General features: G+C 40.1%; 26 protein-coding genes and 1 pseudogene. 15 read left to right on the top strand and 12 right to left on the bottom strand.

All coding sequences use genetic code 11. The features are described from left to right. The first annotated feature begins 278 nt into the window (after positions 1 to 278). The gene (locus tag ACQY4U_RS08120) at positions 279 to 2,696 is read left to right on the top strand and encodes a glycoside hydrolase family 127 protein (protein ID WP_428328892.1); all 2,418 of its coding nucleotides are present in this window, start codon (positions 279 to 281) and stop codon (positions 2,694 to 2,696) included. A gap of 278 nt (positions 2,697 to 2,974) precedes the next feature. On the opposite strand, the gene ACQY4U_RS08125 is transcribed toward ACQY4U_RS08120, so the two are convergent. Then, positions 2,975 to 4,765 (bottom strand): DUF885 family protein, encoded by a 1,791-nt coding sequence (locus tag ACQY4U_RS08125; RefSeq protein WP_428328893.1) that lies wholly within the window; start codon positions 4,763 to 4,765, stop codon positions 2,975 to 2,977. Between the two features lie 210 nt (positions 4,766 to 4,975). On the opposite strand from ACQY4U_RS08125, the gene ACQY4U_RS08130 reads away from it, so the two are divergent. Continuing rightward, positions 4,976 to 5,842: a glycoside hydrolase family 16 protein gene (locus ACQY4U_RS08130; RefSeq protein ID WP_428328894.1), complete on the top strand. Its 867-nt coding sequence runs from the start codon at positions 4,976 to 4,978 to the stop codon at positions 5,840 to 5,842. Positions 5,843 to 5,908: 66 nt separating this feature from the next. Here the strand turns inward: ACQY4U_RS08130 and ACQY4U_RS08135 are convergent, their stop codons facing one another. Together ACQY4U_RS08135 and ACQY4U_RS08140 are read right to left on the bottom strand one after the other, a co-directional pair. Continuing rightward, entirely contained in the window at positions 5,909 to 6,058 is a 150-nt protein-coding gene (locus tag ACQY4U_RS08135) for a hypothetical protein (protein ID WP_428328895.1), read from the bottom strand. 124 nt (positions 6,059 to 6,182) lie between these two features. Next, complete coding sequence (locus ACQY4U_RS08140) at positions 6,183 to 6,848, bottom strand: Pr6Pr family membrane protein (protein ID WP_428328896.1); 666 nt, start codon at positions 6,846 to 6,848, stop codon at positions 6,183 to 6,185. Positions 6,849 to 6,990: 142 nt separating this feature from the next. Here ACQY4U_RS08140 and ACQY4U_RS08145 point away from each other — a divergent pair. The 7 genes and pseudogenes from ACQY4U_RS08145 to ACQY4U_RS08175 form a co-directional block, all read left to right on the top strand. Next, a pseudogene (locus tag ACQY4U_RS08145) lies at positions 6,991 to 7,083 on the top strand (hypothetical protein); the annotation flags it as partial. Positions 7,084 to 7,189: 106 nt separating this feature from the next. Further along, positions 7,190 to 7,423: a hypothetical protein gene (locus ACQY4U_RS08150; RefSeq protein WP_428328897.1), complete on the top strand. Its 234-nt coding sequence runs from the start codon at positions 7,190 to 7,192 to the stop codon at positions 7,421 to 7,423. A 111-nt stretch (positions 7,424 to 7,534) separates the two neighbouring features. Continuing rightward, positions 7,535 to 8,023 (top strand): VOC family protein, encoded by a 489-nt coding sequence (locus ACQY4U_RS08155; protein WP_428328898.1) that lies wholly within the window; start codon positions 7,535 to 7,537, stop codon positions 8,021 to 8,023. Positions 8,024 to 8,050: 27 nt separating this feature from the next. Beyond that, positions 8,051 to 9,850: an ATP-binding protein gene (locus tag ACQY4U_RS08160; protein WP_428328899.1), complete on the top strand. Its 1,800-nt coding sequence runs from the start codon at positions 8,051 to 8,053 to the stop codon at positions 9,848 to 9,850. 68 nt (positions 9,851 to 9,918) lie between these two features. Continuing rightward, on the top strand, positions 9,919 to 10,806 hold the full coding sequence (locus tag ACQY4U_RS08165; RefSeq protein WP_428328900.1) for an AraC family transcriptional regulator: 888 nt from the start codon (positions 9,919 to 9,921) through the stop codon (positions 10,804 to 10,806). Beyond that, a complete protein-coding gene (locus ACQY4U_RS08170; RefSeq protein WP_428328901.1) occupies positions 10,799 to 11,224 on the top strand; it encodes a DUF983 domain-containing protein in 426 nt (141 codons plus the stop codon). The genes ACQY4U_RS08165 and ACQY4U_RS08170 overlap by 8 nt, the downstream gene beginning before the upstream one ends. Positions 11,225 to 11,512: 288 nt before the next feature. Beyond that, complete coding sequence (locus ACQY4U_RS08175; RefSeq protein ID WP_428328902.1) at positions 11,513 to 11,668, top strand: hypothetical protein; 156 nt, start codon at positions 11,513 to 11,515, stop codon at positions 11,666 to 11,668. Between the two features lie 352 nt (positions 11,669 to 12,020). Here ACQY4U_RS08175 and ACQY4U_RS08180 read toward each other — a convergent pair whose 3' ends face one another. Continuing rightward, positions 12,021 to 12,374 carry a hypothetical protein gene (locus tag ACQY4U_RS08180; RefSeq protein ID WP_428328903.1) on the bottom strand — a complete coding sequence of 118 codons (354 nt, stop codon included), beginning with the start codon at positions 12,372 to 12,374 and terminating at the stop codon, positions 12,021 to 12,023. A gap of 214 nt (positions 12,375 to 12,588) precedes the next feature. Beyond that, the gene (locus tag ACQY4U_RS08185) at positions 12,589 to 14,427 is read right to left on the bottom strand and encodes an ABC transporter ATP-binding protein (RefSeq protein WP_428328904.1); all 1,839 of its coding nucleotides are present in this window, start codon (positions 14,425 to 14,427) and stop codon (positions 12,589 to 12,591) included. 160 nt (positions 14,428 to 14,587) lie between these two features. Here ACQY4U_RS08185 and ACQY4U_RS08190 point away from each other — a divergent pair, with 160 nt between their 5' ends. Beyond that, entirely contained in the window at positions 14,588 to 14,896 is a 309-nt protein-coding gene (locus ACQY4U_RS08190; protein WP_428328905.1) for a DUF3784 domain-containing protein, read from the top strand. Positions 14,897 to 14,919: 23 nt separating this feature from the next. On the opposite strand, the gene ACQY4U_RS08195 is transcribed toward ACQY4U_RS08190, so the two are convergent. Next, positions 14,920 to 15,216, bottom strand: a complete 297-nt coding sequence (locus ACQY4U_RS08195) for a type II toxin-antitoxin system RelE/ParE family toxin (RefSeq protein WP_428328906.1) — start codon at positions 15,214 to 15,216, stop codon at positions 14,920 to 14,922. Further along, a complete protein-coding gene (locus ACQY4U_RS08200) occupies positions 15,216 to 15,452 on the bottom strand; it encodes a hypothetical protein (RefSeq protein ID WP_428328907.1) in 237 nt (78 codons plus the stop codon). Before ACQY4U_RS08200 ends, ACQY4U_RS08195 begins: the two co-directional genes overlap by 1 nt. A 147-nt stretch (positions 15,453 to 15,599) precedes the next feature. Here ACQY4U_RS08200 and ACQY4U_RS08205 point away from each other — a divergent pair, with 147 nt between their 5' ends. The 4 genes from ACQY4U_RS08205 (at position 15,600) to ACQY4U_RS08220 (ending at position 19,188) form a co-directional block, all read left to right on the top strand. Further along, the gene (locus ACQY4U_RS08205) at positions 15,600 to 16,244 is read left to right on the top strand and encodes an HAD family hydrolase (RefSeq protein ID WP_428328908.1); all 645 of its coding nucleotides are present in this window, start codon (positions 15,600 to 15,602) and stop codon (positions 16,242 to 16,244) included. A 121-nt stretch (positions 16,245 to 16,365) separates the two neighbouring features. Further along, positions 16,366 to 17,472: a Gfo/Idh/MocA family protein gene (locus ACQY4U_RS08210; protein WP_428328909.1), complete on the top strand. Its 1,107-nt coding sequence runs from the start codon at positions 16,366 to 16,368 to the stop codon at positions 17,470 to 17,472. Positions 17,473 to 17,678: 206 nt separating this feature from the next. Beyond that, positions 17,679 to 18,965: a DUF2851 family protein gene (locus tag ACQY4U_RS08215; RefSeq protein WP_428328910.1), complete on the top strand. Its 1,287-nt coding sequence runs from the start codon at positions 17,679 to 17,681 to the stop codon at positions 18,963 to 18,965. 1 nt (position 18,966) lies between these two features. Beyond that, positions 18,967 to 19,188 carry a PspC domain-containing protein gene (locus ACQY4U_RS08220; RefSeq protein ID WP_428328911.1) on the top strand — a complete coding sequence of 74 codons (222 nt, stop codon included), beginning with the start codon at positions 18,967 to 18,969 and terminating at the stop codon, positions 19,186 to 19,188. An 81-nt stretch (positions 19,189 to 19,269) separates the two neighbouring features. On the opposite strand, the gene ACQY4U_RS08225 is transcribed toward ACQY4U_RS08220, so the two are convergent. The 3 genes from ACQY4U_RS08225 to ACQY4U_RS08235 all read right to left on the bottom strand — a co-directional run bounded on the left by ACQY4U_RS08225 (position 19,270) and on the right by ACQY4U_RS08235 (position 22,442). After that, on the bottom strand, positions 19,270 to 21,255 hold the full coding sequence (locus ACQY4U_RS08225) for a glycoside hydrolase family 97 protein (protein ID WP_428328912.1): 1,986 nt from the start codon (positions 21,253 to 21,255) through the stop codon (positions 19,270 to 19,272). Between the two features lie 219 nt (positions 21,256 to 21,474). After that, complete coding sequence (locus tag ACQY4U_RS08230; RefSeq protein ID WP_428328913.1) at positions 21,475 to 21,858, bottom strand: DUF1493 family protein; 384 nt, start codon at positions 21,856 to 21,858, stop codon at positions 21,475 to 21,477. 74 nt (positions 21,859 to 21,932) lie between these two features. Then, positions 21,933 to 22,442, bottom strand: a complete 510-nt coding sequence (locus tag ACQY4U_RS08235; RefSeq protein ID WP_428328914.1) for a GNAT family N-acetyltransferase — start codon at positions 22,440 to 22,442, stop codon at positions 21,933 to 21,935. Positions 22,443 to 22,598: 156 nt separating this feature from the next. Between ACQY4U_RS08235 and ACQY4U_RS08240 the strand changes: the two genes are divergently transcribed. Beyond that, a complete protein-coding gene (locus ACQY4U_RS08240) occupies positions 22,599 to 22,787 on the top strand; it encodes a hypothetical protein (protein ID WP_428328915.1) in 189 nt (62 codons plus the stop codon). A gap of 55 nt (positions 22,788 to 22,842) precedes the next feature. On the opposite strand, the gene ACQY4U_RS08245 is transcribed toward ACQY4U_RS08240, so the two are convergent. Further along, entirely contained in the window at positions 22,843 to 23,181 is a 339-nt protein-coding gene (locus ACQY4U_RS08245; protein WP_428328916.1) for a cupin domain-containing protein, read from the bottom strand. Continuing rightward, positions 23,181 to 24,356 (bottom strand): GAF domain-containing sensor histidine kinase, encoded by a 1,176-nt coding sequence (locus tag ACQY4U_RS08250; protein WP_428328917.1) that lies wholly within the window; start codon positions 24,354 to 24,356, stop codon positions 23,181 to 23,183. Before ACQY4U_RS08250 ends, ACQY4U_RS08245 begins: the two co-directional genes overlap by 1 nt. Positions 24,357 to 24,548 lie beyond the last annotated feature (192 nt).

The following is a 24,548-nucleotide window of genomic DNA, read 5'->3' on the forward strand; positions in this document are numbered from 1 at the left end:
AAAGCATCCGGCTTTTTTTTGGCTTACTGTGAAGCGAAAAGCGGGAAGTAGTTATACAGACCATAGTCCTTTTACTAACTGCCTGCCTTTTAAGTTTATTTATTATTTATTAATTGTTAAATGAACACTAAAAGCGGGTAGGATTTCGTTATATTCAGCCAATTTATGGTTAGGAGATACTGGCCTGCTTGTTTATTTTTAACATGCACTAAACGGTCATTTATTTTTTTATCTGATCATAAATTAATAGCATTAACCTGCTTTATAAAACTATGTATATGTCATTAAAATTAAGCTGCAGCAAAATTCAAAAAGCTTCCTTTTTGTTTTTGTGCACTGTATTGTTAATTAGCCAGGCATCGGCCCAGCAAAAAGATTATCCTATACAGCCTGTCCCTTTTACGCAGGTACACGTAAACGATAACTTTTGGGAACCTAAAATGGAGGTTAATGCTAATGTAACCATCCCTTATGTGCTGGCACAATGCAAGGCCAATGGCCGGGTTGATAATTTTCTTCGCGCAGCAAAAATGCTTGATGGCGATAAGCTAAGCGAGTTTCCTTTTGATGATACTGATATTTATAAAGTAATTGAGGGTGCATCATACGCTATGCAGGTAAAAAGCAACCCTAAATTAGACAGGTATATTGATACCCTGATCGGCATTATCGGCGCAGCCCAGGAAAAGGATGGTTACCTGTATACCTTCCGTACGGTAAACGCTAAAAAACCGCATGAATGGATAGGTGCTAAACGCTGGCAGAACGAAGAAATATTAAGCCATGAGCTTTACGATGCCGGCCACCTTTATGAGGCTGCCGTTGCGCATTACCAGGCTACAGGTAAACGCACCATGCTTAATATCGCCATAAAAAATGCCGATCTGCTTACCCGCACTTTTGGCTATGGTAAAATAGAAGAGTACCCCGGCCACCAGATTGTGGAGATTGGCTTAGCCAAGCTTTACAGGGTTACCGGCAATAAAAAATACCTTGATCTGGCTAAGTTCTTTTTAGATGTTCGCGGCCCTAAGGGCGATGCCTATAACCAGGCCGACAGGCGCGTGGTTGATCAGCACGAGGCCGAAGGCCATGCCGTACGCGCAGCCTACATGTATACCGGGATGGCCGATGTTGCCGCCCTTACTGGCAACCAGCAATACCTGCACGCTATTGACGATATATGGAACGATGTGGTTGATAAAAAGCTTTATATAACCGGTGGCATTGGCGCAACCAATGCGGGTGAGGCTTTTGGCGATGCTTACCAGTTGCCCAACATGTCGGCTTACGCTGAAACCTGCGCGGCAATTGCCAATATTTACTGGAACAGCCGCATGTTTCAATTGCATGGCGACTCAAAATATATCGACATATTAGAACGTACCTTATATAACGGTTTGTTATCGGGCGTATCCCTGAGTGGCGATCGTTTCTTTTATCCAAACCCGCTGGCATCCATGAGCCAGCACCAGCGTAGTGCCTGGTTTAGCTGTGCCTGCTGCATCAGCAACATGACGCGCTTTTTACCATCGGTACCGGGCTATGTTTATGCACATGATAAAAACGACCTGTACGTTAACCTGTTTATGAGCAACAGCAGCGATATTACGCTTACTGCCGGTAAGGTTAACATTGTACAAACCACTAATTACCCATGGAATGGGAAGGTTGATATTGCCGTTAACCCTGTTAAAAGCAGCAGTTTTACTGTAAGGGTGCGCATACCGGGCTGGGCATTGGCCAAACCTGTACCGGGTGGTTTATATACTTTTATGGATCAGCATCCTGATCCGGTTGTCATCAGCATAAACGGCAAAGCACTTGCTTACACAACCGAAAAGGGTTATGCAGTTATTGCCCGCAAATGGAAAAAAGGTGATGTTATTACCATGAACCTGCCAATGGAAACCCAAAAGGTATTGGCCAACAAATTAGTTAAGGCCGATGTTGACCGTTTTGCATTTGAACGCGGCCCCATTGTTTATTGCCTTGAAGGCCCGGATAATCGCGACAGCGTGGTGCAAAACATCACCATAAATAAAATGGCTGCGAGCAATGCCAGCTATAAAGCCAATATGCTAAATGGTATTGAAGTAATTACTGCCGAAGGTAAAAGCACCAAACGCCAGTTAAACAGCGATGCCCTTTTGCAAACAGAACAAAGCGTTACCGCTATACCTTATTATGCCTGGGCTAACCGCGGCCCAAGCGAAATGACAGTTTGGATCCCTTACGAGGCATCGGCATCAATGCCTAAGCCTGCGCCAACTATTGCCAGCATGAGCACCGTATCAGGTTCCATAAAAAATAAAAGGATGCTGAAGGCCCTGAACGATCAGTATGATCCGCAGGATTCAAAAGACAGCGCCCTGCCTTACCTGCACTGGTGGCCTAAGCAAAACACTACCGAATATGTTCAGTATGATTTTGACGCGGTACATAAAGTATCAGAATCAAAAGTTTATTGGTTTGATGATGGTCCCTGGGGCGGTTGCCGTATCCCGCTATCATACAAGGTGTACTATAAAAAAGATGGTGAATGGGTACCTGTAAAACCTATAGCACCATACGCCATAGCAAAAGATAAATACAACGTACTAAACTTTGAGCCGGTAGAAACCACGGCCCTTAAAATGGAAGTACAGCTTCCGGTTGATAATTCTGCCGGGATCCATGAGTGGGCGGTGAAATAAGTTTTCCGTAATGCCAGCCTTTTTCCGGCCCCTCACATTAAAGGCCTGTCGAACTGAACTTGTTTCAGTTTGACAGGCCTTTTTAAATAAAATGGGGCTGTCATCCTGAGGTACTCGAAGGATGAGCGCAGAGACCTTTGCCCACTCGTGCTTCGAGTGCAGTATGACACCCCTTCGTTTATGCTGTGTTTAGATAGACGGTCACCCTGAGGTACTCGAAGGGTGAGGGCAAAGGCCTGACCGCATGCATAGATCCCCAGCATCAAATCTTTATAATACTATTTCCCAAAATCATAAAACTTCCACTTGGTAGTAAAGTCACGGTCTAAGGCCTGGTTGGTTAGGGTGGCGCGCACCATTTCAATCGGCATGTTGTTTTCTTTCATTACCGCATCATGAAACTGCTTGTAGGTCATTTTACCGCCATCAACTAATTCATGTTTAAGGCTCATCAGCTGCAAGCCGCCTGTCAGGTAAGCCACTTGGTAAAGCGGGCTATAGCCACCCATAAACGACCTCCTTACTTCGCCTGCGGCGTTGGCACGTTCGTGGCCTACACGTTCAACCAAAAAGTCGATACATTGCTGTGGGGTCCAGTTGCCAAGGTGATAGTTGAGCGAAAAAATGATACGGGCGCAACGGTGCATGCGCCAAAACAACATACCTATACGCTGCTCCGGCGTTTGCGCAAAGCCCTGGTCGTATAATAACAATTCCCAATATAACGACCAGCCTTCGGTCCAGAAAGGGGTACTGAAATTACCGCGGTATGATTTATAGCGGCTATTCATAAAATATTGAAGGTTATGGCCCGGCAGCAACTCATGCTGAACCGTTCCGCGCGAAAAATAGGGGTTGTTACCGCGCATGCTCATCAATTTGTCATCCTCGTTCATGGTATTGGTGGGGTAACTGATCATGATCTGGCTTCCCCCTAAAAAGAAAGGATTTACCAGCTGCTGTTCGGGTGTAAGCATGGTCATTCCCCATGTTTCTTCGGCAAGCGGGGGTATGGTTATCAGGTCGTGCCCCTTAATAAAGGTAAGGGCATCATTATAAAGTTTTAATATCTCTTCGGGTTGTTTACCTGCCGGTACATAGCTGTTCTTCACCTTCTCCAAAGCTTTGTGCCAATCGTTTCCAAAACCCATTTCGTTGCTGGCTTTTAACATTTCCTTATCGCAAAAGGCAAACTCCTTGTTGGCAAGTTCAATCATTTGCTCAGGTGTGTAAGGAATCATTTCGGCCTTAAGCTGTCTAACTATCTCATCATGCCCAATGGGTACGCCTTTTATGCCGCTGCTGTCAGGTTTTTGGGTGGTGTTTATCTTGCCCTTGCTCATAATCAGGTTAGCATAAACATTTAAGGCCGAATCCAGGTTTTTGTAAGGCTTTGGCATCCACCAGGTAAAGTTTGGATCATAGCCAATGTAAAAATCGTAAAAGCTTTTTAAGCGGCTGCGTAAGCCCAATACAGCAGCCTTGCCTTTACGCGCCAGCGGCATATCAATAGTTTGCACATTGGCAAATGAAGCTTTCGATGAATTTAAAGCTTTCAGGATATTGTTAAGCTGCAAGGCAACTTCCTGCCCATCGACAGAGATGCCACGGCGGCGTTTTTTTTCTAACTGGTAAATCTCCTCAGCAAAGGGAATATAGGCCGTTATTTTATTGTACTCGTCCTCATCAAGCTTTAAAGCGCCCAAATCAAAATTGATCTCTTTTTTTAGCAGGATATAATCAACCTTGCCATAAATGCTCATGCTGTCAAAGTCAGCTTGTTTAAGCTTTTCAAGATAGCTGTTAGCAATTTCAACTAAACGTTTTCTTTCCTCGGGTGATGTCTGTACCGATTGATTAGGATAACCATCTATAGCCGTATAAGGCGAGTAAAAGCTGCTGATTGCATTTACATCCTGCCCGTACCCGGTTACCAGGGTGCCCATTTCGCTGGTTTGCTCATATAGTGCAGCTTTAGCTACGGGGGCTTGCGCCATCAGCATACCTGTTTGACAAAAAATAAAGAATGCAACAAATTTTAAACGCAGGGAGAGTTTTTTATAAGTCATGGGTGACAGGGTTGATCAGTTAAATTAACGGAAATATAACACTATTTACATGAGATAAAAATAGTGGATAAGCAGGTATTTATCAGCTGTAAATTGACAGGTTATAGCAGTTTTTTAGCCGGGCAGTTATACACTAAGTTTATTCCTCACCAACAAGTACGATGGATCTAATAAATAATCATAAATTTAACCAACCAATTAATACACTTAATGAAATTTGTACACTTTACGGCAATTGCCCTCATCGCTATTTTATCATCAGTAAAAGCACAACAAACGCGGCCCAAAGCTGATACTGTTTTTTTTGAAGATTTTAATGAAAACACCCTCGACCGTACCAAATGGAATGTTGAAATAACTGGTAATACCGTTAATGACGAGCAGGAGGCTTATGTAGACTCGGCTTCTACCATTTACTTATTAAAAGATGCCCGGGCCGAAGGCGCTAAGAACGGCGCTTTGGTATTGAAAGCAATTTATCATCCTGGTTTTATCAGTACAAAAGATAACAAGTATGATTTTATATCAGGAAGGATCAATACGCAGAAAAAAATGGAGTTTTTATATGGCTCCGCATCTGCACGCATGAAAATGAGCAGTGGTGCCGGTTTATGGCCTGCCTTTTGGGCTTTAGGCAATGGTAATTGGCCAGATTGCGGGGAAATTGATATAATGGAAACCGTTGGCGATTCGAGCTGGGTGAGCAATGCCATGCACGGACCCGGTTATTTTGGTAACACGCCAATTGCTTACAGGGCATTTTTTCCGGCTGGTATGGATGTTACCCAATGGCATGTTTACTCGGTTGACTGGACACCCAGCAGCATGATATTTAAGGTTGATGGAAAAGTTACCTATGCTGTAACCCGCGCAATGGTTGAGCATTATGGCAAATGGGCTTATGACAATCCGAAATTCATTATCCTCAACTTTGCTTTGGGTGGTGGGTACCCGGGCGGCGTAAACAAAATTAAAGCACCGTATTTTGGTATATCAGATGCTACCCTGGGTAAGATAAAAGCCGGGCAGGCAAAAGTATTTGTTGATTGGGTATTAGTAACCAAAGGCGTTAAATAATAATCAGTAAAAAAATAAAAATCCCCCGGATCATTTCGTTTCCGGGGGATTTTTTATTTCTATTGATTAGTTGTGGTAATGATTATCGTGATCATTGCCATCATGGTCGTGATCATGGTAATGCCCATGACGTTGACGATATTCAACCGAACAGCTTGACAAGGTAGCAGAAGCTAATATCAGCACTGCAATAACCCTTAATGCGTATCTTTTCATAATAATTTGATTTTTAGATAGGTATGCAAGCTTTAAATCAATTAATATGCCAAAGGGACATTTTTGCTTTTAATAGCACTTTTGTTACAAGGGCAGTTGCTTGATTTTTAATTGGCGGATTTGATTATGAGGCAGTTATTCGCTTTTTATGCAGATATTGGGCTAATATTATAAACAAGGCCCCTAAAATCCAAAACAGGGGTAATAGTATAACGGCGTTTATCATAACGCGTGTAAATCCAAATTTAGCTACATTTAAAAAAGGGTAGGGGTAATCGCCCGAGATTGCCCCTCTGATAACTGAATAAACAAAGTAAATAAACGGATACCATAACCAGGTTAAAATAGCTTTTAGTTTAAGTCCATCCTTAGGCACAAAAAACAACCAGTAAATAATAAGCAGTAAAGGGTTTACCACATGCAGCAATTCATTAGCCAATTTAAATAAGCCTTCCAATTGTACTATATTTCGCAGTAGGATATTGTATATAAGGCCAACCACTACCATGTAAAATGTAATACTGGTTATTACCGTGTTTTTTGAAAAGAAACGTCCCCATGCAGACTTAGGCGCTGTTAAAATTATAGTGAGGCACACCACCATTAGTATGTTGCTTAAAATAGTAAAGTAGCTAAACAGCATTACTAATGCACCAGCTAAGGTACGCCCCGCGGCAAGGTATGCAGGTATGGATACTGCGAATTGCAACACCAGCGAGAACCACACAATCAACACAACCAATGCATTATAAGCCCATTTTATTTTATTGATTTGATACAGGTTTGTCATAAAATAATTGATTGTTAAGGCTGATAATTTAAAGTTACTTAAAACATTATATTTATTATAAGGTGTGATGATTTTTACCCGGTACGGAACCTTAGTTTATCAATCAACCGGCTATGCAAAACCTTGAGATGGGAACCGCAATGGCAGCAAACTGCCTGTAGGTACCTATTATTATCTTATCGACCTGAAAAATGCTAAAAAGCCGCTCTCGGGCTATATAACAATTTTACGATAGTGCTTTAAGTCAGCTATTTTAGGGTGGTTATGAATTATTGTAGTTATTACATTAAAATTGTTGAAAAGTTAGCAACTTCTTTCGAAATGTATCGTAATAAGTATATATGAAGGGATATGTGAACATACCGGGATCAATTTATTGTAAGCTGTGTAAGGAGTGTGGCTCGCGTCCGGTTATAGCACAGGTAGAGGACATAGGTTATATTGTAAAATGCTCAAAGGACGATAATCACTATCAAACCATGCCTGGTTTAATAGATATTGATGATTGGAACCGTCATAATACGATAACATCGTCGTCTATTGATCTTAATCTGGTGCCCATGATAGCCTGGTAACAGTTCTATTTCAATTGCATTATTTAAAATTTAAAAAGTACTTGATAAATAATGGCTTAATGCTATTAATTATTGCTTATTTGTTAAGTTTAGGCTTTAAAGCAAGTTAAAATGATTAAAGTTTTTACGTTCCCTTTTTACAAGATTTTTTGTGCCGGTTTTTTGGCTGTTATTATTGGTATTAGCTTTCCAATAGCATGCCATGCTCAAAATAATGATAACCAGCCAACATTTAATCATGCTGCTTTATGTGCGCGTGATTTGAAAAAAACAGCAGCTTTTTACAGTAAAGCATTACAGTTAAAGGAAATTAAAAACCCTTTTAATGATACCACCCATGTGTGGTTTAAAATAGGCGAAGGCCTTGCCTTGCATATTATACATGGAGATTGTCCCGAAACCGTTCATAATATAGGTATTCATATTTGCTTCAGCGTGCCATCGCTTGATAAGTTTATAGCTCATTTGGCTGCATTGAAAGTTACCTATAGTAACTGGGCAGGTGTACCTGATAAAATACAGGTTCGCACCGATGGTGTAAAACAAATATATATACAAGATCCCGATGGCTTTTGGGTGGAAGTAAACGATGCAAAGTGAGTTTGTGAAAAACTGAGAGGAGCATGAATGAAGTTAATAAATAAGTTAAAGGTATTTGTTGGGTTTGATGATCCCTCTATGTCGTTAGAGAATAAGCTATTCAACGCGATATGCCTTATTCTTTGCTTTAGTACGTTTATTGGCCTGGTAAATAATTTCCTGCTGCATTTTCCTGTTTATTTAATGCTGATAGAGGTATTTGTGATAGCTATGTCGGCCTGGGCATTTTACAGAAGCAGATATGTAGCCTATAATGAAAGTGTTGCTATAATTTATATTACCGCGGGGGTTATCATGTATATACCCGGCTGGTTTTTAAACGGCGGAGTAACAGGTTCAACCATGCTTAGCGGAACATTTCTCATCGTGCTTATCATGATGCTGCTGAACCGCAAATACCACTTTTTTTATATCGGCCTGCTGATGGCGGTTTTTTATTGCTGTTACCTGGTTGAACAACGTTATCCGCAATGGGTTACCATCAGTAATGATGAAGCACATAAAAAAACAGATCTTATCTCTGCAGCGCTGCGAAGTATCTTAATGGGTGGCTTGCTGATCAGTTTTTTAAAACGCAGCCATGAAAAGGATAAGAAAAGATTATTATCACAAACTGAGCAGTTACAGCACTCAAAGATGGAGCTGTCAAAGGCGAAGGACCTGGCAGAGAGTGCAACCATAGCAAAATCCAACTTCCTGGCAAATATGAGTCACGAGATCAGGACACCCTTAAATGGCATTATAGGGGCCTCACAGCTGCTCTCCTTATCAAATTTAACAGCAGAGCAGCAAGAACTGCTGCAGACTCTGCAATCAAGCAGTAACCTGCTTATCAATATCATTAGCGATATTTTAGATATTTCAAAGATAGAGGCCGATAAACTCATCCTTCATCCAAAGGCAGTAAATATCCGCAACAGTATAAAAACGGTACTTGAAATAAGTTACCCGGCAGTAAACGTTCCGGGAAAGAATATTATATTAAACTATAATATTGATGGCCGCTTAGCCGAGTATTTAAAGGTAGATGAAAGCCGGCTGCAACAGATCCTGGTGAACCTGATTGGTAATGCAATTAAATTTACTGATGAAGGCTATGTTACCCTTGATGTAAGCATTGTTAATAAGAGCGACATTATACAGGAGGTAGTATTTAGTATAAGGGATAGTGGTATTGGTATAAGTGAAGAAGCCCTATCACAGCTGTTTAAACCTTTTACACAGGTAAACACAACCAGTTTACGTAAATATGGCGGTACAGGGCTTGGCCTGTCTATCTGTAAGAAATTGGTTGAAATGATGGATGGGAAAATATGGGCCGAAAGCAGGGAATCACAAGGTTCGGCTTTTAGTTTTAGCCTACCGATGCCCATTGTTTCGGCTGATGTTATAGAAACAGAGGTGATTGGCCGTATTTTAGAAGATGTAGAAAAGCCGCTTAGCATACTGCTGGCCGAGGATAATAAAATGAACCAGCTGATAGCCGGTAAGACCTTTAAAAAATTAGGCTATGATATTGATATTGCCGATAATGGCCGCATAGCCCTTGAAATGATGCGCCAAAAAACCTATGATTTAGTTTTTATGGACATCCAGATGCCCGAAATGGATGGCCTGCAAGCTGCACGTCATATTATTGAAACTTACAAGGCAGCTGCACCCCCGATTATTGCCATGACTGCCAACGTGCTTAGCGAAGACGAAGATCAATGCAAACAGGCTGGTATGAGTGATTTTATTAGTAAACCCTTCACTATTGACAGGTTGGAGAATGTGATTCATAAATGGTCGGGCCAAAGCAAAAAAGTTGCATACAGTTTACAATAGTTGATTAGTACCATTAAATCGTAAATTAATACCATTACTAATGGTAGCGTTCTGTGTAAATTTGTACCATGATACAAGGCACACCGGTTTACGACATCTGCACCATATCAGATTTTAGCCATGATGATATTCTCATCAGCAGATTTGCACCGTATTTAGAACAGCACAAAAATTTATATGCAGCCCACAGGCATAACTTTTATCACGTGGTGCTTTTTACCGCAGGTGCCGGAAAACACACCATTGATTTTGAAAGTTTTGATGTAAAACCATACCAGGTATATTTTATGATACCCGGGCAGGTACATTCATGGGCCTTTGAAAGCTTTACCGATGGTTATATTATTAATTTTTCAAATGCTTTCTTTCAATCGTTTTTGCTTGATCCTAATTATCCCGAAAAGTTCTCGTTTTTTAGCGGGGATGTTAAGGATGCAGTGATTGATCTGCCGGTAGAAATTCATCAACCCATTCATGCCATTTTTGAAGCCATTATAAAAGAGTGGGAAAACAATGCCAGTCAAAATGCAGATATGCTGCGGATTTTAATGTTGCAGGTATTTATTACCATTAACCGCCTAAGCACCGGCAGTGGTAACAAGGGGCCGGCTTCATATAACCAAACCTTGCTTAAAAGTTTTCAAAAGCTAATTGAAATTCATTACACAAAGCTAAAACTGCCAAAAGATTACGCCGAACTGTTATATATAACTCCCAACCACCTTAATGCAATTTGTAAAGATCTTTTGGGGATGCAGGCAGGTGAGCTGATCCGCAACCGTACCATTTTAGAAGCTAAACGGTTGCTTACCAACCAGCAACTTAACATTTTACAAATTGCTATGGAACTCAACTTTAATGATAACTCCTACTTTACCAAGTTTTTTAAAAAAGCAGAGGGGATAACCCCCGAAGAATTCAGAAAGAATATACTAAACCCTAACCATTATGAATAGCCAGGAAAAAAAATACGCAGTTTGGCCAGCCTTTGTTGATGCTAAATGCCCGCGCTGCCGTCGTGGCGATATGTTTATTGCGCCTTTATTAAGTATTAAATCGCAGGCGATGCATAAAACCTGTTCGCATTGCGGACTAACTTATGAGCGTGAACCAGGTTACTTTTATGTAGCCATGTTTGTAAGTTACGCCATGTTTGTTGCCGAAATGATTACTATGGCTGTAGCCATAAGTGTATTAACAGGGAGTAAAGATCCGTGGGTATATACCATCATTATTATAACGGTAGGCATCATATTATCCCCGTTTAACTTCAGGTATTCGCGGGTAATGCTGTTATATTGGCTTACTCCCGGCTTACATTATCACCCCGAAATGAGTGCAGATAAGCCAGAAGAAGCAGCTATTGATAGTTAAAATGATATTTTCTTATAATTAATTAAAAAAATATTTTAATAATAAGTAATCAATATTAGTTCATAAATTTTATATGTTAAACTATTGATTATCAAATACTTATACAATAAACAACAAAGGCCTGATGATGTTAAAATCACAGGCCTTTCTTATTATTTTACGTTTGTTATTAATCCTTTATTAAGTTTTTCTGTCATAAATGTAACCTTGCAAATTTAAACGCCGTAGAAGACTACATAATTTGATAAATTATATTACTGATAAATTAAAAACTTAATCCCACAAGTCATGGAACACAAATTGAACACATTCAAAGCTGATCTTTACAATGTATTTGTTGAAGGTAATGCAAACAACATTCAAATGGCACGCGTATTTATTATCCTTGCTATCCCGGTTTTAGTAGCCTGTTTTTTAGGTGTACACTCTCTGAAATTAAGATAATCATCACCCTAATAAATAATAAAATTCAGCACGGTTAATGATTAAGCCGATTGCAAAATTTAAAGGAGTATTTCTCTTTTACTTAAGCAGCAATAATCACCTAATCAATGCCGTTTATTCAGCATTAATTAAGCGTAGTTTTTTAGTCAGGTTAATCATTATCTGAAATACCAAGCAGTTTATAACTGAGGTGTTTAAATAAAAGATACTTTAACCTGGGTATTGTATAAGGCAGTAGAAATCTTTTAAAGCATTCACCTATACTTTAAGGATACAACGTTATTTAAAAAGCAAAACAGCTATTACCTTAGTAACAACTGTATGCTAAACTAAATTAACTAACTGATCTGTACTATTTAATTGTTTGTAAACGCTCTCTGTAATTACTTGCCAGGTTGTAGTTTTTTAAACCTGTAATTGAATGATGAAGCCGGTGAACATTTGCTTTCAACATAAACAAGTAAGGCAGAGCCGGATTAGTGAAAATTGGTGCAAAAGCATTTAGCTTGAAACCCTCAGCACGGTTTTGGGTATTGAAAACGTTGGTTGCAGGGCTTTTGGTTTTATCCATTCCAGCAATTGTATTTTTTTTAATTATTGCTTTGTGTTTCAACGTTTTTTCAGGTGTTGGGAATAATCTGGCACACTGCAAAAAGATTAGCGCAGCCCCAACAAAAAACAGGAAGTTGAGTAGCAATTTTTTCATTTTTATATGTTTTAGCAGGTATTTATATAAATAATGCATCAAATGCATCATTTACTTCAAAATTAAGTAAAAAAAACCAATAAACAAGCGGTTTACACCCTAAATGCATACGTAGTTTTACGCAATTTTTATATAATACCCTATTATCTAATAATATACACGTTTATGTACTTTAGCCAAACAACTGATAATGATTTTTGTTTCTAAAACTATTTTAGCGGTACCCCATTGCTTGCAGGTTAAATAGTTCAGCATACCTGCCACTTTTTTGGATGAGTTCCTGGTGGCTTCCAATTTCAATCAGCTCTCCTTTTTCAAGTACTAATATCCTGTCGGCCATACGTACAGTACTAAACCTGTGTGATATTAACACGGCCGATCTGCCTTTAGTAAGCTCGGCAAAACGTTCAAATACCGAATATTCCGCCCGTGCATCCAATGCCGATGTGGGTTCATCCAATATCAGTAGCTGTGCGTTGCGCATATAAGCGCGTGCAAGGGCTACTTTTTGCCACTCACCGCCCGATAGTTCAACCCCATCGGCAAAGCGTTTACCCAATTGCTGGTCATAAGCACCGGGCAGTTTGGCAGCCAGTAAATCGGCAAGGCTCTGTTTGGCGGCGGCTTCAATCAGGGGGCGGTTGTGCTGCTCATTAATATTACCTACTGCTATGTTTTGTGCAAATGTCATCTGGTAGCGTAAATAATCCTGAAAAATAATACCTACGTTAAGGCGCAGGTCGGTTAGGTCATACTCGCGCAAGTCTTTCCCATCTAATAAAATGCGCCCTTCGGTAGGGTCGTAAAGGCGGGCAAGCAGTTTTACAAGGGTTGTTTTACCGGCCCCGTTTTCGCCCACTAAGGCTAACTTTTCGCCAGGATAAAGGGTGAAGCTTAAGTGGCGGTTAGCCCAGCGTTCGGAGTTGATGTATTTAAATCCCACATCCTCAAAAGTAAAACCCTGTTGAATGATTTTGGGGAACGGCAGCGGATTAGTGGCCAGTTTAATTTTTGGTTGGATCTCAAAAAACTCAAAAAAATCCTGGAGGTAAATAGCTCCCTGCGATACGGCAGTGAACCTGCTCAAAATGCCTTCCAATAAACTGCGCAACTGCCTGAATGATGCTGCCAAAAAAACAAGCGCACCAATAGTAACACTACCATCAACCGTTTTTATAATAATTATAACGTATGCTGCATAGTAGCCAATGCTACCCAGCATGGCAAAAAAAGTTCCCCAAAGCGATCTTTTAACAGAAAGCTTTTTATTGTCGAGATAAAACTTATCAGATAATTGTTTAAAGCGATTAATAATAAAGCCCGACAGGTCAAAGATCTTTACCTCTTTGGCGGTTTCATCGCTGGCGCCTAAGTAGCGCACATAATCAAGTTCGCGGCGTTCAGGGGTTTGGCCACGGGTAAGCGCGTAACTTTTATCATTAAAGTACGATTCGCCTAAAAAAGCGGGAATTATGGCAATAAGCAGCAAAATAATAAGCCAGGGATTAAATGCCATCAATCCTGCCGCTAAAAATCCCATCGTAATGAGGTCCTGTACTTGGCTCATAACTTGCGATAGCAGCAAAGTGCGCCCAATGGTTTGCTGGCGGGCACGTTCCAGCTTATCATAAAAAACAGAATCTTCAAACTGGTCAAGGTCTAACGTGGCGGCATGGGCCATAATTCTTACCGAAGTATGGTTGCTGAACAGATCGCCCAGCAGGGCATCTACCAGCGTAATAGCCCGGCTTAATGCATCGGTCAAGATGGCGAGCGCGAACTCGAAACCAACCAATTGCCACAGGTGCCGGGTATCTGCCCCATGATGGTGGCTTAGCATAATTATTTGATCAATAATCAGCTTGCCCACATAAAGCAATGCAACCGGCATGGCTGAGCGTGCTATGCGCAGCAAGGCATTAATAATGGTAAACAGGTGGCTGGTTTGCCAAACTAACTTAAAAAATGAGGGCAGGTTACCAAGCGCGGCTAACCGTTCTTTTAGCGTAACAGGCTTGTTTATTGTGTTTTTTAGAGGGCGGGCAGTATTCAAAAGATTGTCTTTCTCGGTTAAGTATCAGTAAAAATAAACATTTAAAACAGTGCTTTTAACAGGGAGCTAATTTGTGAGGGATGAATGACAAAATATTAAAAATACAGGCTAAATTAATTGTTGCAGATTTATTAAATTGCCTTATATCACTATAAAAATTATGGGTGTACTGATACAGTTTGGATTAACAGGTTTGCTGATTATATTTTTAAGTTACCTGATCAAATATAAAAAGCAGGCCAACCTTATATCAGGTTACGACGAAGACATGGTTATTGATAAGGATGGCTATTGCAACTGGTTTGGCGGTACGTTAGTATGGGCGGGAGTATATGCAATAGTGACTGGTGTATTACTATGGCTTTGGCCGGCATGGTTTACCTGGATTGTTCTTTCTTTTGGGGTTTGCGTAATAGCATTGGTAATAGTAGCTATTGTGGGGGGGCGCAAATTTAAAAAACAGAGGTGATGTTTACTGTTAAAAAGATTATGTTATCTGTATTTATTTTCAGGCTTTCTTTTTTGATGATTGATAGCTAAAATCACAATCAGTTCTTGTTTTTCTTCTATAACATAAACTATAGTAAAGGGATATTTTTGAAGGGTATATTCATGGTAGTTTTTATACTTATTAATATAAACATCAGGTACTTTACAAAGGTGCAATAATCCTTTATCAACAGCTTTTACAAAATTTGATGCCGCTTTAAAACTTCTTTTAAGGTACCATTGAACAGATTCCTCATATTCTATTTGGGCATCAGGATGTAGGGTATACTGATAAGCCATTATTTCTCAGATGCAAGGATCTGTTGGATTTTATGCTGACTTTCTTGCTGGTTAACCATATTTATTTCACCGCTTTTAAAATCAGTATATCGTTTATCCAATAAGGCCTTCACATCGCTACCATATAATAAGTCATTATTTTCATTAATTTGATATTTTAATCCTAATTTCCCCATTAGCTGTTTTAAGGCAAGCAAATCATTATCCTTATCAATTTCAACGGTTATTGTTGTCATATAACAAATTTAAAAATAATTTGAATGAATATGTAATCATAATGGTTTTACTAAATCAATAATATAATAATAGCTATAAGGCTAATATCTATTTATCCATCCAAATACAAACTAAAATCTTCTATTTTTGCCGCATAATATTTACGCATGGCAGCTGCATTAAAAAATAAATTCGACAGTATAATTTTCGACCTTGATGGTACACTTTGGGATAGTACCGGTAATGTTGCCCTTGCCTGGCAAGCTGCAATTGACGAGGTTGATTATGTAGATGAAATGATGACGCAGGAAAAAGTGCGCTCCATAACCGGGATGGCGTACAATGTTATATTTGACAGCCTGTTTCCGTATTTGGATACCGAAAAGCGAAATGCACTAATGGCTATATGTGCCCGCCACGAGTTAGAGATACTGCATACCAAAGGCGGCGAACTTTACCCCGCATTAGACGAAACCTTGGCTTACCTGTCCAAAAACTATAAACTGTTTATTGTAAGCAACTGCCAAAGCGGTTATATTGAAGTGTTTTTTAAGATAAGCCAGATGGAGCACTATTTTATGGGCCACCAATGTTATGGCACAAAGGGTAACCCTAAGGCTGATAACATTATGGATATTGTGAAAGATCATCATCTTAAAGCCCCTGTTTATGTTGGCGATACAATGGGCGATTATACATCAGCTACAAAAGCGGGTGTTCCTTTTATTTTTGCCAATTATGGTTTCGGTAAGGTTGATGAGGGTCAAATAGCTACCATTAGTAACTTTAGCGAGCTAACAGAATTGTTATAGCAATTCTTCTGACAGCAGCAACACCACACATTGTGTCTTTTTTCATGTATTTGGTAATGCCTTTTTCCAATACAATCAATTTAAAAAATCACTAATTTTATGGGTGTTAATTTAAATTGATATGGCTTTATCTAATAAGTTTTCGCGCCGGAGTTTTATACGTACAAGTTCAATAGGGGTAGGGACATTGGTTTTGGGGCCTGCCTTAATATCACTGGCGGCATCGTCGGCCAAAAAGAAATTGGGTATTGCCCTGGTGGGCTTAGGTTCCTATAGCAGTGGGCAGCTTGCCCCGGCCTTGCAGCATACAAAAAACTGTTACCTGGCAGGAATAGTTACCGGAACACCTGCAAAAGCCGCCGACTGGGCAAAACGCTATAATATCCCACAAAAAAATATTTATAACTATCAAAACTTTGATGAAATAGCCAGCAACCCGGCAATTGATATTGTATATGTGGTATTACCTGTGTTTATGCATAAGGAGTTTACCATAAGGGCGGCAAAGGCCGGCAAACACGTAATTTGCGAAAAACCGATGGCGCTTAATGCTAAGGATTGTGAAGAAATGATAACCGCCTGTAAAAGAGCCGGCAGGCTACTTTCCATAGGTTACCGCCTGCATTTTGAACCGCACAACATGGAGGTTATGCGACTTGGGCAGCAAAAAGTTTTAGGAAAAATAACCCATATAGATACCGGCAATGGTTTTATCTATAATGGCGACCCTAATGCCTGGCGCTTAAAAAAAGCATTAGCAGGAGGCGGCGCCTTAATGGATATGGGGATCTACAGCATACAAGGTTCCCGGTACACATTAGGGCAAGAGCCTGTTGCCGTTAAGGCCATGCAGGAAAAAAATCGCCCTGATTTTTTTAAAGAAGTAGATGAAACCGTTTTTTGGCAGATGGAGTTTCCTGGTGGATTTAAAACTACGGGTAAATCGAGTTATAATAACGATTGGAGCTATCTGAAGGTTGAAGCCGAATTGGGTAATTTTCAATTAGGCCCTGCCTACGGCTATGGATCAATAGAGGGTAGTGTTAACGGCGATGCCATGAAATTTCCGCAAATTATACAGCAAGCCGCACAGATGGATGATTTTGCCGATTGTGTTATTGCTAACAAACCATCCCGTGTGCCGGGTGAAGAGGGTTTAAAGGATATGAAAGTGGTAGATGCTATTTACAGAAGCCTGGATTCGGGCAAGTGGGAAAATATTGTATAAACTGGTTAGGTGATATTTATCAAATCACCGCAGGTGCTCAATATCGGTAGAAAAATAAATTGAGAATATTGCATGCCGTAGGGATGCTAATCCACTATGCTGGTCTTCACGATCCTATACACCCGGATATTTAAATTGATTTCTCTGATTTCTTTTTTACCTTTATTTCAATTGAAATAATACCTAACCCTTGATTGCTTCGCCACATGCTTTTTAACGAGGATTTTTTGCACTACGTTTGGAAATTCCGCCTTTTTGAAAGGGCCGGTTTGCAAACCAATGATGGTGAAGAACTAGAAATTTTTTCGGCCGGATTACCTAACTCAGATTCGGGGCCCGATTTTCAGAATGCAAGGGTGAGGATTGGTCAAACCGTTTGGGCCGGAAATGTAGAGGTTCATCTTTCGTCGTCAGACTGGAAAAAGCACAACCACCATACAGACGATGCTTACAACAATGTGATTTTACATGTGGTTTACCGCGACGATGAGCCTTTAATATTGACCAATGGCAGGCATGTACCAACACTTGAACTGCAAAACCGTATTTCGGATAATCTGTATCAACGCTATCATCATCTTATATATGGTAATCAAAGCATTATTCCCTGCGAGGCAAATATTGGTTCGGTAGATGGCCTTACCCTACATAACTGGCTTACAAGGGTGTTGGTTGAACGGTTAGAGAAAAAATCGGCAGCGGTAATTGATGCGCTCAATATAAACCGGGGCGACTGGGAGGAAACCTTTTACCAGTTTTTGGCAGCAAATTTTGGTTTTAAGATCAATGCCCTGCCATTTGAACTGCTGGCTAAATCATTGCCACAAATTATATTGGCAAAGCATAAAAACAGCGCTATGCAAATAGAAGCGCTAATATTTGGACAGGCGGGTTTTTTAAAGGCTGATATTAAAGATGAGTATCCGCAGAAACTAAAAAATGAATATGAATTTTTGCAAAAAAAGTATAAGCTAACACCTATTGAAAACCACTTGTGGAAGTTTATGCGCCTGCGACCGCCAAATTTTCCAACTATAAGGCTGGCACAATTTGCAGCGCTGATTGTAAACTCCAATCACTTGTTCTCGAAAATACTGGATATAAAGGATGTGAAGGATTTAAGGGAACTATTTGCCGGTATTACGGTTAATCCCTATTGGGAAACGCATTACCGCTTTGATGTAGAATCGGCAGCGCTATCAAAAAACATGGGCGATGCATCGGTGGATATTATATTATTGAATACGCTGGCTTTGTTTTTATTTAGCTACGGCAAACACACCCAGCAGCAACATTATGTAAGCCGCAGCCTGAAGCTGCTTGAACTTTTGCCGAATGAAAAAAACAATATTATTGCAGATTTTGTTAACTTAGGAGTGAAAATAAATACGGCCTTTGAATCGCAGGCCTTATTAGAGCTAAAAAATAATTACTGCGATTATAAGAAATGCCTGCATTGCGGCGTTGGTAATAAGATCTTAAAGCTGGGTTGATATGTTACAGAGGATAATAACTTTTTTTGAACGGCACTCTTTCGGTGTGTGCACTTACCTTGGCGAAAAGTTCAATGTTTCGATAGGTAAGATCAGGCTGTTTTTTATTTACTCTTCTTTTTTAGCAGTAGGTTTCCCTTTAATATTTTACATATTTGCCGGCATTGTGCTCGACATCAGGAATTATGTAAAGCGTGTACACACACGGGTTACTGACCTTTAGCTCTTCCTTATTTTCAATTAAAACTTATCGCTACTGTTTTTACCTTAATCTATTTGGGTGCTTTGCGCTGCGTTGTTTACCTTATTTCTTCTCTAAATATAAATGAATTACCTGGCCGCCGCCTGCTGCCAGCAGTATATTTAGCACGGTTTGTTTGCTTACCTGTTTTACTTGCTTTACCAAATGATTAAGATTGGGATCTGTTGCAGGTGCATCACTGTAAATTTCGGCGGTATAGTTCCCGACAGGTAAAAAATCAAGCGCTTTGCTTATCGTGCGCGATGAATGGTTGGTAATAGCCCCAATATACCAGTCGGCACCTTTACGGCGGGCTATCGCTACATATTCGCCGGGCTTTGCATCAATTACATGGGTTTCATCCCAGGTGGTGGGTACCTGCTGTAAAAACTCAAATCCCGGCTGACCTATATAAGCCTCCGGGTTATCACATACCATACCCAGGTTGTTTTCAAGTACTACATACATTGCCAGCATGTGGCAACGCGTGCCCTGCACAAACGGACGGGTATAATGTACCTTAAACTGATCGGCAGATGCAGCCCTGAAACCGCCTAAATGATAATCGGTTGAACCGGCCAGCATCCTTGTGAACGGAATATTTATATCGGCATCGGGAGTAACCCTATTGTTCCATTTATCATTCTCATAGTTTAAAGTGCCTTCGCGGGTAAACTCATTTGGATAAGTGCGGCTTGTTCCGGTTGGTTTGTAGGCGCCATGAAACTGGATGTGCAATTTATGTTGCGCTGCTTTTTGAAGTATCTCTGTTTGAATGTTTACCATTTCCTGGTCATCACGATCCATAAAATCTACCATTAGGCCTTTGATGCCCCATTTTTCATATTGGATAAAGGTTTCATCCAGTTTTGGGTAAAGGGCGGCCCAATGTACCCAAACCCTTATCCCTACACCTTTTTTAGCAGCCGAATCACAAACCATCTGCATATCTAAGCCCGGAACAGCTTTTGAAGGATCTGCGTGCGGGCCCGGTTGAAAGCCTGCACCATCATTTACATACCATTCGTGCAGGCCATACTCCACAACAGAGTGATATTCGATACCGTATTTCGCGCAGAAATTAACATAGTACATATTAGTTTCAAAGTTATTGCCCGGGGCAAAGCTGGTATCGGGTATGGCATTGCCGTTCCACCACGGAAAAGTTGTTTTCCCCGGTTTTATCCATGATAAATCTTTTATTTTACAAGGTTCATTTAAATTGGTAAGGATGTTTGACTCAATAAATGCGCCGGCTTTGTCGCTTATCATCATTACCCGCCATGGGCTATTGTGCGGTAGTGTAGCCTTTACTTTAATATCTGGCTGTTGGGGCAGGGGCGAAAGGCGGCTCTCCAAAACACCATTATGCTTTATTAAATACATCCCTGCATAATCAAGCAGTGCTGCCTCGGTAATTGCCATATAGGTCCCATTAGAGAACTCGAATAAGGCAGGCATATCCATCAGCGTATCTGCCTTTAGCTGGCTAAGGCTGGTTTTGGTATAAATACCTTCGTGCGATGTGGTGAAGCTTTCGCGGAGCAGGGAAGTTACCGTAGGATTTTGCGTAAGGTTAAAGGTGTTTATCTCGTTGGTAACATTAATTGTTGCTTCCCATTGATCTTGTTTGGGTATCACATACCTGAAAGCTACCCCATCGTTAAATACCCTGACTTCGATATTTAGCTGGCGTTTTAATCCTGATTGTTCGGTAACCGGAATAATAACGCGGTTATATTCGCTGTGGATCTTGCTTGCTTTACCGGTGATCAATTCATAATCTTCGGTTAATCTTTCGGCATTGGCCGATGCCATAACCAGGTTATGATTAAAAGTTCCGCCTTCTTTAAAGCTGATGCTGAGCCTTGACCTATCGGCCATTACAACACCCTTGTAAGCTACTTTATAAAACAGGCCGTCATGGTCAGTGCTTAACCAAAATTTTATCCTACTATCCGGCGAAGTAACCGCAATGATTTTACTGGCGAATGAGTTTGTTGCATAAAACAAAACTGTAAATAACAGCAGGCGCTTAACTATCAGCATAAATTGAGGTTTACCGGGAGTGGATAGGTAAATGTAAGCTGTTAAAGGGATAATTTGAAATAAAAAAGACTTAAAGTACTGTTCTTCTTTGAATTAAATGAGGTGCAAAAATTACGAGGCACCGGGCAAACTCCTAAAATAAAGATCGTTGCAAGCTGACCTCAAATTTTAGCCTGTAAGCGCGGCGATTGCCCGGTGCCTCGTAATGGATTAAAACTTTTATAATAATTTACCCGTCATCACGGCATCCTGCAAATTACTTACCCTGAATTTTGGTTTATAAAGGCGATGGGATAAACGTTTTACCCAGGTTGATTTATAGCCAAAAACTGCTTTTATTACTTTAACACTTGCCGAGCCGGTTGGATAACCATATTTATACCAGCTGAATTTAGATTGGTCGATCCTGAACTTTTCGGCAAACTCAGCCAAAAAAAGATCTATCTCAATATCAGCAATATCCAGGTCAAGGTCAATACTGGTATCAAGGGACAGGCTATGCGGATCAACTTTCTGGATCTTGTACCTTGTGCAGTAATCAACTATAAATTCTTTTAATTGCGGGTGAATCTCTTCCATCTGAATAAATAGCTTCCGGCTCATTTAATCTATCAGACGACATTTTTTCAGGAAGGTTGCACAATTCTTTTACATTTTTGGAAGAATGTTTTTTATGCCTAAATATTCTTTTCCATCACAATCAACTCAATATGCTGCCGTGGCACACCAAACTTTTTATCTACATGGAAAGGTAAGATCTCGCCTGTGTTTTTATAGCCACGTCGCTCATACCAGCTGATCAACTCGGCCCTGGTGCTGATAACCGTCATAGTAAGGGTATGGCAGTTAAGTTGCCTGGCAAAATCTTCTGCAGCTAATAGCAAATCCCGGCCTATACCTTTGTTTTGCAGGTAGGGCGATACGCTGAACATCCCTACATATAATTTAGGCGTACGCACTTCTAAATAAACAGAGCCAGTTATTACACCATTTTCGTCGGTGTTTTTTAGCATGATAATGTTTGGGTCTTCAAAATAACCTTTAAGGGTATCTTCATCAATCCGCAGGCCATCCAGCAGGTTAGCTTCAGTGGTCCATCCTTTTTTTGAGTGGTCACCGCGATAGGCATTATTTACTAATACATTAAGTTCAGAAACATCATTTAGGGTGGCTTTTGTTATTGGCATGGCTTAATATAAGCCTACAAACCTAAACTTTTTGAAATTATACACAAAAAATATTAGCACCACCACTATATGTAACAATTACAACGATGCTTTTAATAAACTAAACCTTTTGGCAGTTATGTAGTTAAATAATAAACACCAACTTAAAATAAAGCTATGAAATTTTTAAAAGTGCTATTAATAGCCATAATCACCATTGTGAGTTTTGGCGGAGCTAAGGCAGCCGCTGTATCAATGAAAGCTGATAATGCTACTACGCTGCAGCCGCATCGTGTAATGCGTCATCATCACAGACCGATAGTGCGCAGGCATCACCGCCGTGTTATACACCGCCGCAGATACTAATCTGGGGTTGGTCTAAAAATAAAAAGCCTTTCTGTTAGCAGAAAGGCTTTTTATTTTATTTCAGGTTTTTGTAATCTTCGCGCACCGGGCTAAAAATATCTATCAGCTTACAATTAGTAATAGCTGTGCCGCTATGCCATATTTCAGAAGGAATTACAGCAAACATATCGGGTTTTAATATTTGAGGTATACCATCAACTGTTAACTCAAATTCGCCCTCAATAACAAAGGAGCATTGCTCATGTATGTGCCTGTGCCGGGGTAAGGAAATACCAGCTTTAACTTCAATAAAATTTATAGTATTATTTGCCGTGTGGATAAGTTTTGAAAAAAAGCCAGGGGCAATCTCTTTAGTTTCAATATCACTGAATTTGTTAAAAACAGGTGCTGCCATTATATTTCTATTTTAAATATAGTGCCTTTATTAATGGTGCTTTCAACGCTTATAACGCCTTTTAACCTTTCAATAAACTCCTTTACTAATATCAGGCCAAGGCCGCTGCCCTTTTCCATGTTGGTACCTAAGGTAGATTGAGCACCATCATTACCAAATAGCTCATCAGCTTTTTGTTGTGGCATACCAACGCCATTATCAATAACAAATAAGGTGGTTTTTAAGCCAGTTTGCTGTGCATCAACAGTAATGCTGCCATTTTGAGTATATTTATTGGCATTGCTTATCAGGTTGCGCAAAACAAACTCTAAAGCCTGCTCATCCGAAAGAATGATAGTGCCGGTAGCAACCTGATTAATCAGCTTATTGTTTTTAGCCGTACTGTTTAAAAGCTCCGAACCAAAAATACGCTCTACAAGTTGGTGCAGGTCAATCTCCATTAATTGCATGCGGCCAAACTTTAAATGTGTTTGCCCCCATTTAACAATGTTTTCAACCATTGTAATGGTATTGTTTAACTGGCCCGCAACCATTTCCATCATTTCGGCAGCATCAGCAGCATCCAATATGGCTGATTGCTTAAGCTCAATTATATTTTTGATAGAAGCCAGTGGATTACGCACATCATGCGCTAATATAGCTATTATTCTTTTTTGAGTTTCGGTTAAATAATAAAGCTCCTGGTTTTTTAACCGCAGCTCTGCAATTTTAATAACGTTGTTTGCTAATACTTTTAAACCGAATTTTTGCCTGTCGGTAAGTTGGCCGGGGCTGCGGTCAATTACGCATAAAGTGCCTAACCTGTCCCCTGTGCTGGTAACCAATGGCATCCCGGCATAAAAACGAATATCGGGGCTGTTCAGCACCAGTGGATTATCGCTGAAGCGAATGTCTTTGGTCGTATCCCTTATTTCAAAAAGCTGGTCTTGTAGTATAGCGTGGCTACAAAATGATATTTCCCTGTCTGTTTCTCCAATATCCAATCCAATCCTGGCCTTAAACCATTGGCGGTCTGCATCAACCAAACTGATTAAAGAAATAGGCATATTGCAAAGCAATGATGCAAAGGTTACTATTTCATCAAACTCGGCTTCCCCTGGGGTGTCTAATAATCCACTTTCATAAAGGGCCTTAAGTCGGATATTTTCATTTTCTGGGATCTGTGCTGAAATCATTTTGGAACTATCTTACCGGCTAAAATGCTTAATCAATATACGAATATAGGAATAAAAATTATTGCTAAAAAAGCTGCAGAGGTAATTATGAGTTGTAACAACCTTTAGGAATGTTGTTTTTTCTGATCAATAACTAATGGTTAATTGTTTAATAATGAATCTATTTTATAATTTTATTAGAAAAATCGAACG

This window comes from Mucilaginibacter sp. (assembly GCF_965277465.1).
Taxonomy (GTDB): domain Bacteria; phylum Bacteroidota; class Bacteroidia; order Sphingobacteriales; family Sphingobacteriaceae; genus Mucilaginibacter.